Origin of the sequence: Paenibacillus sp. VT-400, assembly GCF_001029205.1 — a bacterium.
GTDB classification, from domain to species: domain Bacteria; phylum Bacillota; class Bacilli; order Paenibacillales; family Paenibacillaceae; genus Paenibacillus; species Paenibacillus amylolyticus.
In genome coordinates this window covers 1-213 of sequence record NZ_LELF01000005.1, presented here as the reverse complement: position 1 = coordinate 213, position 213 = coordinate 1, and the positions used below count along the sequence as shown (strand labels likewise).

Sequence of the window (213 nt, the reverse complement as noted above, 5' to 3'; positions counted from 1 at the left end):
GGGGTGATGGCGTGCCTTTTGTAGAATGAACCGGCGAGTTACGTTCCCGTGCAAGGTTAAGGTGAAGAGCCGGAGCCGCAGCGAAAGCGAGTCTGAATAGGGCGAATTAGTACGTGGACGTAGACCCGAAACCGGGTGATCTACCCCTGTCCAGGGTGAAGGTGCGGTAACACGCACTGGAGGCCCGAACCCACGCATGTTGAAAAATGCGGG

At 57.3% G+C, this 213-nt stretch carries 1 rRNA gene; it reads left to right on the top strand.

Features of this window, described 5'->3' with window-relative positions:
• Positions 1 to 213, top strand: a 23S ribosomal RNA gene (locus tag EL84_RS32875); the annotation flags it as partial.